At 37.7% G+C, this 10104-nt stretch carries 8 protein-coding genes; 3 read left to right on the top strand and 5 right to left on the bottom strand.

All coding sequences use genetic code 11. From position 1 onward, the window contains the following. The 4 genes from K6G87_RS06580 to K6G87_RS06565 form a co-directional block, all read right to left on the bottom strand. On the bottom strand, positions 1-1328 hold a 1328-nt coding region (locus tag K6G87_RS06580), incomplete at its 3' end, for a sensor histidine kinase (RefSeq protein WP_296835160.1). Then, entirely contained in the window at positions 1328-2032 is a 705-nt protein-coding gene (locus tag K6G87_RS06575) for a LytR/AlgR family response regulator transcription factor (RefSeq protein WP_296835158.1), read from the bottom strand. The genes K6G87_RS06575 and K6G87_RS06580, both read right to left, overlap by 1 nt. Before the next feature lie 214 nt (positions 2033-2246). Further along, positions 2247-3686 carry an APC family permease gene (locus K6G87_RS06570; RefSeq protein WP_296835157.1) on the bottom strand — a complete coding sequence of 480 codons (1440 nt, stop codon included), beginning with the start codon at positions 3684-3686 and terminating at the stop codon, positions 2247-2249. A gap of 329 nt (positions 3687-4015) precedes the next feature. Next, positions 4016-5422 (bottom strand): MATE family efflux transporter, encoded by a 1407-nt coding sequence (locus K6G87_RS06565; protein ID WP_296835155.1) that lies wholly within the window; start codon positions 5420-5422, stop codon positions 4016-4018. A 441-nt stretch (positions 5423-5863) separates the two neighbouring features. Between K6G87_RS06565 and K6G87_RS06560 the strand changes: the two genes are divergently transcribed. The 3 genes from K6G87_RS06560 to K6G87_RS06550 all read left to right on the top strand — a co-directional run bounded on the left by K6G87_RS06560 (position 5864) and on the right by K6G87_RS06550 (position 8936). Further along, on the top strand, positions 5864-6727 hold the full coding sequence (locus tag K6G87_RS06560) for an AraC family transcriptional regulator (RefSeq protein ID WP_296835153.1): 864 nt from the start codon (positions 5864-5866) through the stop codon (positions 6725-6727). A 149-nt stretch (positions 6728-6876) separates the two neighbouring features. Continuing rightward, positions 6877-8265 (top strand): TrkH family potassium uptake protein, encoded by a 1389-nt coding sequence (locus K6G87_RS06555; protein ID WP_296835152.1) that lies wholly within the window; start codon positions 6877-6879, stop codon positions 8263-8265. Between the two features lie 11 nt (positions 8266-8276). Continuing rightward, positions 8277-8936 carry a potassium channel family protein gene (locus tag K6G87_RS06550; protein ID WP_296835150.1) on the top strand — a complete coding sequence of 220 codons (660 nt, stop codon included), beginning with the start codon at positions 8277-8279 and terminating at the stop codon, positions 8934-8936. A gap of 94 nt (positions 8937-9030) precedes the next feature. Here K6G87_RS06550 and K6G87_RS06545 read toward each other — a convergent pair. Further along, positions 9031-10104, bottom strand: a 1074-nt coding sequence (locus tag K6G87_RS06545) for a hypothetical protein (protein ID WP_296835149.1), incomplete at its 5' end; no start/stop codon positions are given.

Here is a 10104-nt window from a genome sequence, read left to right as displayed (position 1 = left end):
TTAAACCATCCTTCTTCATAACTGCAGTTCATGGCACCACCATACTTTTCAGCTACCTGCGAGATGGATTTCAGACCATATCCGTGCCTTACATTATCTCCTTTAGTAGTTCTTGGAAGGTTGCCGTTTCTAAAGATACCTTTCTTCTGCTCATTACAAAGGCTCACATTTGCCCTGTCTGAATAATTGTCACATTCTACTATTATGAACCTGTTCCTGCTTCTTACAGATAATGTTATCAGTCTTTTATCAGCTTCCATTACCTGTTGTGTTGCTTCTATAGCATTATCAAGGATATTACCAAACAGTGAACAGATGTCTTTAACATGGATATCCGTAAGGAGTTTGCCGTCTACCATTGCATTAAGCGTGATGTTCTTTTTCTGACATTGAAGGCTCTTGGTGGTAAGTACTACATCAAGTACCTTATTGCCGGTATTCATGAAGGATTCCTGTATGGCTATTGCCTGCTCCATGCCTTCTAGGACCTCAGCTCTTTTGTCAGGATCATCTTCATTCTTTAAAGCCATGACATAATGCTTCATATCATGCATTTCTTTACGAAGGGCTTCAGAATTGTCTATCGTAAGTTTATACTGCTCGTACTGCTTCTGGAAGAGCTGGTTGATCTCAGAGCTCTCCTTTTTGAGAATAAGCTCATTCCTTCTTCCCATCTCTGTCATCAGCATGAGCATTCCTCCAAAGTCTACAAGCGTACGGACATATAGCATATTACCTGTAGCTGAGAAGGGTGTATTACTTGTTACAAAGCTTATGTTGGACATGATGAATGCGCCTATACCTGTTGCAATAACACTTATCATTTCTCTGGCACTTACATTTAAGTTTCTGTCTGAAGGAACATTACCTTTTTCAAATCTGAAATACACAAGATAAGTAACTGCATATACAACAGCCATGCATATCAATGACACAACAAATCCTTCACTACCTACAATTCTTACATTCCAGACATATAGCTGCTTATAAAGACTTGCCGCAAATTCTGCAAGTACAAAGGCATGTGTTGTGAGAACCGCGCAATCTTCTTTTGTTATATCAAGCACCATATAAAGTGACATATACATTAGAAATACTGCGCCCATCATTGCCGGTATCCAGAATCCTATAGGAAGCATACCTGCTACATACTGAAATGCCACCTGGGCAATAAGTGTTCCTATGCAAAAGAGGACATAGGTCTTTTCAAATCTTTTCCTTTTATAAATATTAAAATAAACAAAAACCGCCAGCCATTCGGCTAAAGCGGTAAAAAATCTTGGGGTGTCCTGTATTTGTGCCGGATCAAAAAACTCAATTATATACATTAAAGAATATCCTCCGTTAGCGCCGCCATAAATTCCTTCTTCTTAGCACGGCTTATAGGAAGCGTTATATCATTTGTAAGAACTACTTCTTCCTTAAGTACTGCCTGAACCATAGACAGATTTATAAGATATGCATTATGACATTTGCTAAAGCCATGTTCCATGAGCATCTCTTCAAATCGCTTAAGGGGTCCCTGCGTGACATATGAATTATCTCTGCAATGGATCACTACATTGTTGCGCTGGCTTTCAATATATATCACATTGTCGCAGTCAAGCTTAAGCTGCCTTCCATCAACCGATACCTTGATATAGACGTGCTGCTGCCTTACTTTGACTCTGGCAATAGCCTTATCAAATATCTGCTCGAACTGAGTGTAAGGAACCGGCTTTAATACGTATCCAAGAGCATCAACTGCATAACCCTGAACCGCATATTGCACAGTAGACGTGATAAATATGATGATAACATCAGGATCTATCTTACGGATCTTCTCTGCTGCAGCCATTCCATCGAGGAATTTCATCTGAATATCAAGTAGTATGATATCAAACTGGCTCTTATAATCATCTACAAGATCCATTCCATCAGGCATGTGAGTAATAGCAAACTGCTGGTTTTTGGTCTTTTCATATTTACTTATATACTCTTTTAGAAGATTAGCTGCATCAAGCTCATCTTCAACTATACATACATTGATCATGCTTTTTAGAATATCACAATTATCTTTAAAAATAAATCACTATAACGTTCCTAAATACAAAAAAGATTGCAAACAATATAATACTATACTCTTTTTTTCATCAAAAAAACAGACCGGATTTTGATACGTCTTTTCCTACTAGTTCAAAAAAGTCATCCGCATCAATACCTATCCGGTCTGCTTATATTAAAAAAATAATTCTTATATACTGAGCTTACGCTACTCTTTTACCAGCTTTTCTTTCTCTATCTGCAATAAGAGGAAGTATAAGTCCAAGCGCTATAAGTACGAAAGGTGTAATGATATTAAGTCCAAGTGTAAGAGGATCATCAGAGTATACACCAAGTATGCAGCATGCAGCTGTTACTATGAAGCACCATGCACCAAATATGATACCAAATACTCTGTTCTTAACAAAACGGTATTCAGGACTGAACTTATCATTATATATACGAAGAGCTATATAAGCTGCAAATACCCATAAGTAACGCATAGGCATGCATACGGAATTGAGCTTATTGAGCTGGCTAAGTACCTTAGCAGCACCAGGAACGAATGACTGAGCAACGATGATAGCTCCTGAAAGTATAGCTACCATCTTGATACCGTTAACATATGCACCATTCTTGTTCTGCTTAAGAAGTCCTGAAGGGATGAACTCTTTAGAATCTTCATTGCCAAGAAGGATACGAAGAGGAGCATCAATACTAATAAGAAGTGTTGAGAACTGACCTACAACGTTGCAAAGTGCATATACAACCATGAGAGCATTACCTACATGATAATACTGACCAAGCTTCTGGAATGCCCAGTATGAACCATTAGATACATAGCTGTCAAAAGACTCTTCTGTTGCATTGATAACTGATGGATCAAACATAAGCCCCATGGAGATTGTACCAAGTATAGCGCATATAACTACCATGATTGCAAGGAAGATCATTCCCTTGGGGAAGTTCTTAGAAGGATCCTTCATCTTATTAACATAAGGAGAAATCTTCTCACATCCGCCTACTGCGAAAACCAGAATTGAAAGGTTTGTAAAATATCCTAAATTAAAATTCGGAATCAGATTGTCAAGGCTGAAATCCAGTGTCACATATGATGCATTCGGATTAATAATAGGAGCTGCAAACATCATCAAAATATATAAAAGTGACATTACAAACATACTTGTTCCGGCAACAGTTGTCATAACCTTAAGTGGGCTAAGACCTTTACTTGCGATATAACAAAAAACGATAAGAACTATAAAAGTTACAAGCTGTACAAGTCTTGTATCAAGCTCATCATAAGCTTCTGCCTTCTGGAATATTGCCCAGCTTAATGCTTTAAGACCGCCACTTGACTTACTTGCAATATAAGTAATGTGAACTGCCCAATAAGTCCATCCTGCATAGTAAGCAAACTTCTTACCCATTGTAGAGTGGATCCAAGAGCTTACGCCACCGCCAGACTCCTTAAAAGCAGAGCCAAGTTCGCCGACCATAAGAGCGTATGGTACGAAATACAGAGCGAACATAAGTATCCAGCTGAAGATTACCTGGATTCCGTTGAAATATACAAATCCATTCATGATGTTTCCAAATCCCCAAACAAATGAAAACGCAATGAATGCAAGTGTAACTCCCGTCATTTTCTTTTCTTGTTTCATGTTTTGTTACCTTTTCCCTAAAAGTTTTTTTTGCATTAAAAAATCATGCGCACTTAACCCGCGCATAACTTTAACGCAAGAAAGCAATTATAACGCTTTTTCGAGAAAATGACAAGTATAATCAATAAAGTTGATATATTTTACTGCACCAACGCGCCAGCGTTTTATAGCTTCAACGCTCTTATGCTTTATAGTCTTAAAATATGAACTGTAGTTTGCACCTCATACTTTGGCGCAATATACGCATTATACAGTGTAATATGAACCACATTATGCGGCGTAATGCGCATAACAAAACAGCGCCCCTTATCGGGACGCTGTCTTTTATCTTATGCTCTTTTTATTGCTATATTAGGAACTGATAATTTCAATTTTCTTCTGTAAACCTGTTCCTCTTTTACTCCGCGCATCCAGGCTCCGCTAAAGAATCTCATCATACATACGACACTTGTAAGTGCCCAGGTTGCAGATGTTGTAACCCATACAGACCAAAATCCAAAGAGTCCGAAATACAAGAATAATTGTGAGAAAAGAATTCTTCCTGCAACTTCCGTAATTCCGTTGATCATTGCAAAACCTGTATCACCGCAGCCGTTAAGAAGAGATCTGGGAACATATATCATTCCAAGTGCAAAATAGAACGGGCTTGTGATCTTAAGAGCTGTATAACTCATATTTATAACTTCTGAATCTGATACAAATATTCCCGAAATATTTTTACCAAATATGTACATGACAGCTATCATTAAAACACTGAAAACAGCTACTATTCCGGCTGACTGTCTGAATCCCTTTTTAACTCTGTCAATCTTTCTGGCTCCTATATTCTGACCTGAATAGGTCATAAGAGCTGTGCCTATTGAGTTATAGGGTTGCTGAACCAGCTGCTCTACACGGCTTGTTATGGTAAATGCTGCTACAACATTTTCACCAAAGCTGTTAACAACGCCCTGAAGTACAAGACATGAAAATGCAATCATTGATGACTGGAGAGAAAGCGGAACACCAAGACGTATCTCCTGCTTGACATAATCCATATCAGGCTTGAAGGCTTCTTTGGTAAGTTCGAAATATTCCACATTTCTAAATGCATATATGAATGCTACTACAGCAGATGCATACTGAGATATAACAGTTGCAAGTGCAACTCCCACAACGCCCATATTAAAATTAATAACGAGCACGAGGTCAAGCACTATATTCATGATACTTGAAAAGATAAGGAAATAAAGCGGAGTCCTTGAATCACCAAGAGCCCTCAAAGATGCTGCTACACCGTTATATAAAGTGATGCCCAGGATTCCAAGGCAAGTAACTCTTATATATGATATTGAATCATTGATTATTGATGACGGTGTATCAAGTAGTCTTAAGAGAACAGGTGCAAGGAAAAAGGCTATTGCTGTAATAATTAATGATACAGTAGTCAGTACAAAATAAGCGCTTGATATCGTCTTTCTTATTCCCTCTTCATCCTTGGCTCCAAATCTGTGTGATACCAAAATCCCGACACCATTTGAAAGTCCAAAACTTAGTGAAAAGAACAAAAAGTTCATAGAACCGCATGCGCCAACCGCAGCCAAAGCAGCCTTACCTACATACTGCCCTACAACTATGGAATCCACCATGTTATAAAGCTGCTGAAAGATATTGCCTATTACAAGCGGTATGGTAAAAATAAGGATATGCTTAAGGGGACTTCCTACAGTCATATCTACAATCTTATAATTTTTCATAATATAATCGCTCCTCTACTGAATACCAATTATATTCTCAATATTTACGAATAACTCTTTAATTTCAATCCCGTTTTACTCATCTTTTATGATTAATTCATCAAATCCTATATCCCTGAACTATAAAAAAGTGTATGATTTATATTGAAATGCTCTTAATTTAAAAGTAAAAGTCACAGTTTTTATCGGATTTTATAAAGATAAGATTATGATCATTTTCAAACTTACAGCCAGATTTTTTGTGATAAAAAATAGGCAGTACAAAATCCAGAAGCTTCTTAATTTTAAAAAAATTATAAGAATCCAGAAGCTTCTTATTTTTAAAAAATTATAAGAATCCAGAAACTTCTTATTTAAAAAAATATTTATAAGAATCCAGAAGCTTCATATAAAAAAGAAATCATAAAGACATATGACTTTCATATTGGGAGAATTAATAATATGGAACCAAGACAAGAACTCTTAAATCTTGATTTTGATGTTAATGTAATACCTGTTGAAAATTATCCTCTGAACTTTCCTGTTCATTGGCACAAAGAAATTGAAATCATATATTATCCAATTCAAAATTCCACGCATAAAGTACCCAAAACAGAGATTTCAGGCAAGGAATACGAGCTTTCTCCCGGAGATATACTTCTTGTATGGCAGGGAGAGCTTCACAGGACAATTCAGAATGAGGATAAAGTCCTATTGGGGTTTCAGTTTGATTCAGCCTTATTACAAAGCCTCACTGACTTTATCCCTTATATACCAAAACTAAGACGCCTTCATCTTCTTAAATACAGCGAGCATCAAACACTGCTTGATACCTTGTCTGTATACCTTGACAAAATAGACAACTTAAACAGAGACCAGGACTCTTTTTACAGAGTTGGGAAAATAATAAATCTTATGGAATTCATGACTGTCTTATCCAAGGAAGCAGATAATGCATACGATAAGTCCACTGCTCTTCCTGACAGCCTTAATTCAGAAGCCCTTTATAAGATTCAAAAATCCTGCGTATATATAACCAAGAACTGCAGTCAGGATCTGTCTCTTAATAATGTAGCTTCAATGGCAGGATTTAGCCCCAACTATTTTTCCAGAATGTTCAAAGAGACTACAGGCTACAATTTCGTAGAATACCTGATGATAGAAAGGGTAAGGAAAGCACAGAGATATCTTGGAGATAATTCGATTCCAATAACAGAAGTTGCCTTCCTGTCAGGCTTTAAAAGTATTTCTACTTTCAACAGAGTCTTTCATCAGATCAAACACTGCTCACCAAGTCAGTTTCGCAAATATATGGTTACTGTCTGACACAAGAATTAGGTAATGACTAATACGTATCTGTACTTTATAATAACGTATGGAAATGTAAAAAAAGTTTTCATGTGCTTATATAAGAAGCTGGTTTCCAACATTTCCAGGTAACTACATCTGCACATGAAAATAAATGGGAGAAAATATTGAAACTTATCAACGAGAACTATAAAGCCAAAGTCAAGATGTCCTCTACTCAGATCATCGTCCTTGGATTTCTGCTTGCAATATTACTTGGAGCAGGTCTTTTAATGCTTCCTTTTGCTACTGCAAGAGGCATGCATACAGACTTTTCAACTGCAATGTTTACAGCAACTACCTCAATCTGTGTTACAGGTCTTGTAGTTGTAGACACATTCTCACACTGGTCTATCTTCGGACAGTTAATAATCCTTGGTCTTATTCAGATAGGCGGTTTTGGTGTCATCACTATTTATTCTGAAATAATGATCCTGTTAAAAAAAAGGTTTTCACTTAGAAACAGGCTCCTTATACAGGACTATTACAATCTTGATTCCATACACGGACTCATCAGATTTCTAAGAAGAGTTATAAGAGATACCTTTATTGTTGAAGGAGTAGGCGCAGTCCTATACTCTTTTATCTTCATTCCAAGATTTGGTTTCTTAAGAGGAATGTGGGTGTCAGTATTTAACTCAGTTTCAGCCTTTTGTAATGCAGGAATGGATGTAATAGGACCTAATTCTCTTATTGATTACAATACCAATATCCCTGTAAACGTCATAACCATAACTTTAATAGTTCTTGGAGGTCTTGGATATGTTGTATGGTTTGATATTATCGAAACAGCCAAGCTAAGCTTTAAAAGAGGCTACAACATCAGGACCTTCTTAAAAAGGATCAATGAGCAGACCAAGATTGTACTAAGTCTTACACTCTTTTTCCTGATATCAGGTACTTTACTTGTATTATGTTTTGAATGGAATAATCCTAATACCATTGCAAGTCTTCCCCTTGGTAATAAGATACTTAGTAGTTTCTTCCAGTCAGTTACATTCAGAACTGCAGGATTCGCTACTCTTCCTCAAGGAAGTCTTACATCATCAACCTGCCTTATAGGCTGCATCTTTATGTTTATTGGAGGATCTCCTGTAGGTACAGCGGGCGGTGTAAAAACTGTTACTATATTCGTACTGTTTCTGAATACTCTGTCATTTATAAGAAACAGAAAAGAACCTGTAGTTTTCAAAAAATCAGTTCCGGCTAAGCTCATCAATAAAGCTACTGCTATTATTACATCAAACCTTATAATTACTTTCTGCCTGATACTAGCACTTATGCAGACTGCAAATCTTCCTTTGATTTCAGCCACTTATGAAATATTCAGTGCAACAGGAACAGTCGGTCTTTCAAGAGGTATCACATCAAATCTTAACCTTGCGGGAATGATCGTAGTAATGATAGGCATGTATGCAGGACGAATAGGACCTATATCAATGGCGCTATTCTTTAGCACATCACATAAAGATCAAAATGACATAAAGTACGCTGACGGACACTTTATTGTAGGATAATGGAGGGTAATATGAAATATAACTCATTTGTAGTATTCGGACTTGGTAAATTCGGACAGGCAATCGCCGACAAGCTTCTCGAAAGCGGAGCAGACGTTATGGTCGTAGACCACGACGAAGATATAATCGAACAGTACTCATCTAAGGCAACCTCTGCCGTAGAAGCAGATCTTACTGATCCTGCTGCTATTAAAGCTCTTGGAATATCTAATATAGACTGCGCTATCGTATCTATGGGCATGAGTCTTGAAGCAAGTATCATCTGTACTATGGTCTGCAAGGAATGCGGAGTACAGTGGGTAGTTGCCAAGTCAGGAAGTGAGCGCATGGGCAAGGTTCTCACCAAGATAGGTGCAGATGAGATCATCTATCCTGAGGAAGAAAGCGGAATAAGAACTGCAAAAAGACTTATCGCAAGTAACTTCCTTGAATACTTCGACATAAGTGATAATCTGTGTCTTGTGGAAATGGAGCCCAAGGATAAGTGGGTTGGAAAGACTCTTAAGGATCTCAACTTAAGACAGAAATACGGGGTTAACGTCATAGCAATAAAGGATGGCTCCATACAGGAATCTGTTAATCCTGATGTACCACTTAAAGCAGGTAATCCTCTTGTTATGGTCCTCCACAAGAATAATCTTTCAAAGCTTGATAAGACTATCGCTTTATAACTCAAAACTCTACTGCGCTTTCGGTTTGATAACTCGGCCAGTTAATAAATGATTTTCTTGTCTTAAAAATCTTATAATTCAAGGCTAAATATCCTTATATACTTATATCAACGGATCCGCCGCCCATTCCGGCTTCTGCAGATACTAAAGGAGCTACGGCTGCCGGGGCAGAAGATGCCAAAGATACAGCTACAGGCGTCTTAGTGCTTCCAAAACCCATGGACGGAGCGGATCCTTTTCTTTCCTGATATAGCTTGAACATTCCTTTAAGATAATCCATATTGGCTTTGGCTATTGCTTTATTTTCAGATGCTCTGTGCTTTTGCTTTAATTCATCCAAATCTTCTTTGCTCATATGAGGATCAACTATCTCCATCTCCTCAAGCATCTGCATAGCTTCTTCAAGCATCTCAAGCTCTTCTTCTCCAAATTCTGATATCATCTCATTAATAGATGCAATGGCTTCATCCGATGCTTCAATACCGCTTTCTTCTATGCTGTCCATTACTTCAGATATCATATCCTGTCTTGCTTCAAATATGGCATCTTCCTGCTCTATGATCTCTTCTTCAGCAGCCTGTGTCATCATCGAACTAAGTTCTTGGGCCTGATCATCTTCTTTTTCTAAACGTTCATCACGCTTCTGGGTATTCTCAACATATTCTTCGAGCTCAAGATGGTGCTTTTTCTTACGTGCAGCCATTTCCATTCTCTTGGCATGTGTAAGAGCAAGCTGAAGTTCTTCTGGGTCACCTTCGCCTCTTCCTATCATGCGCTTAACTTCAAGAACTTTCCTTTTGGCGCTTAATACTGCGCGTCCTGCACTTACAGAATTCTTAGCCCTAAGTATCTTATTGGCTACATCTTTATAGCTATACTTGGATACCTTAAGATTATCTTCTTCATCTTCCTCTGATTCAGGTGATCCGGACAGCATTAAAAAGTCTTCTATGGAACTAGACGGTGTAAGCATATTTTGATTCGACTGCTGAAGCTGCTCTCGTTTCATCTGACGGAGCTGCTCTTGTATACGCCTTAAGTTCTCCTGCTCTCTTTGCATCGTATCATCTTTTATACTTTCAGATATGCCTGCAAACATTTCTGATTTGGATGTAACGCTACTTTGGGACATTAAAACACCGGAAGAAAAGGAATTAGAATACTTATT

The sequence above is a fragment of the Butyrivibrio sp. genome, assembly GCF_024699075.1.
This window is presented reverse-complemented; position numbering and strand designations above follow the sequence as displayed.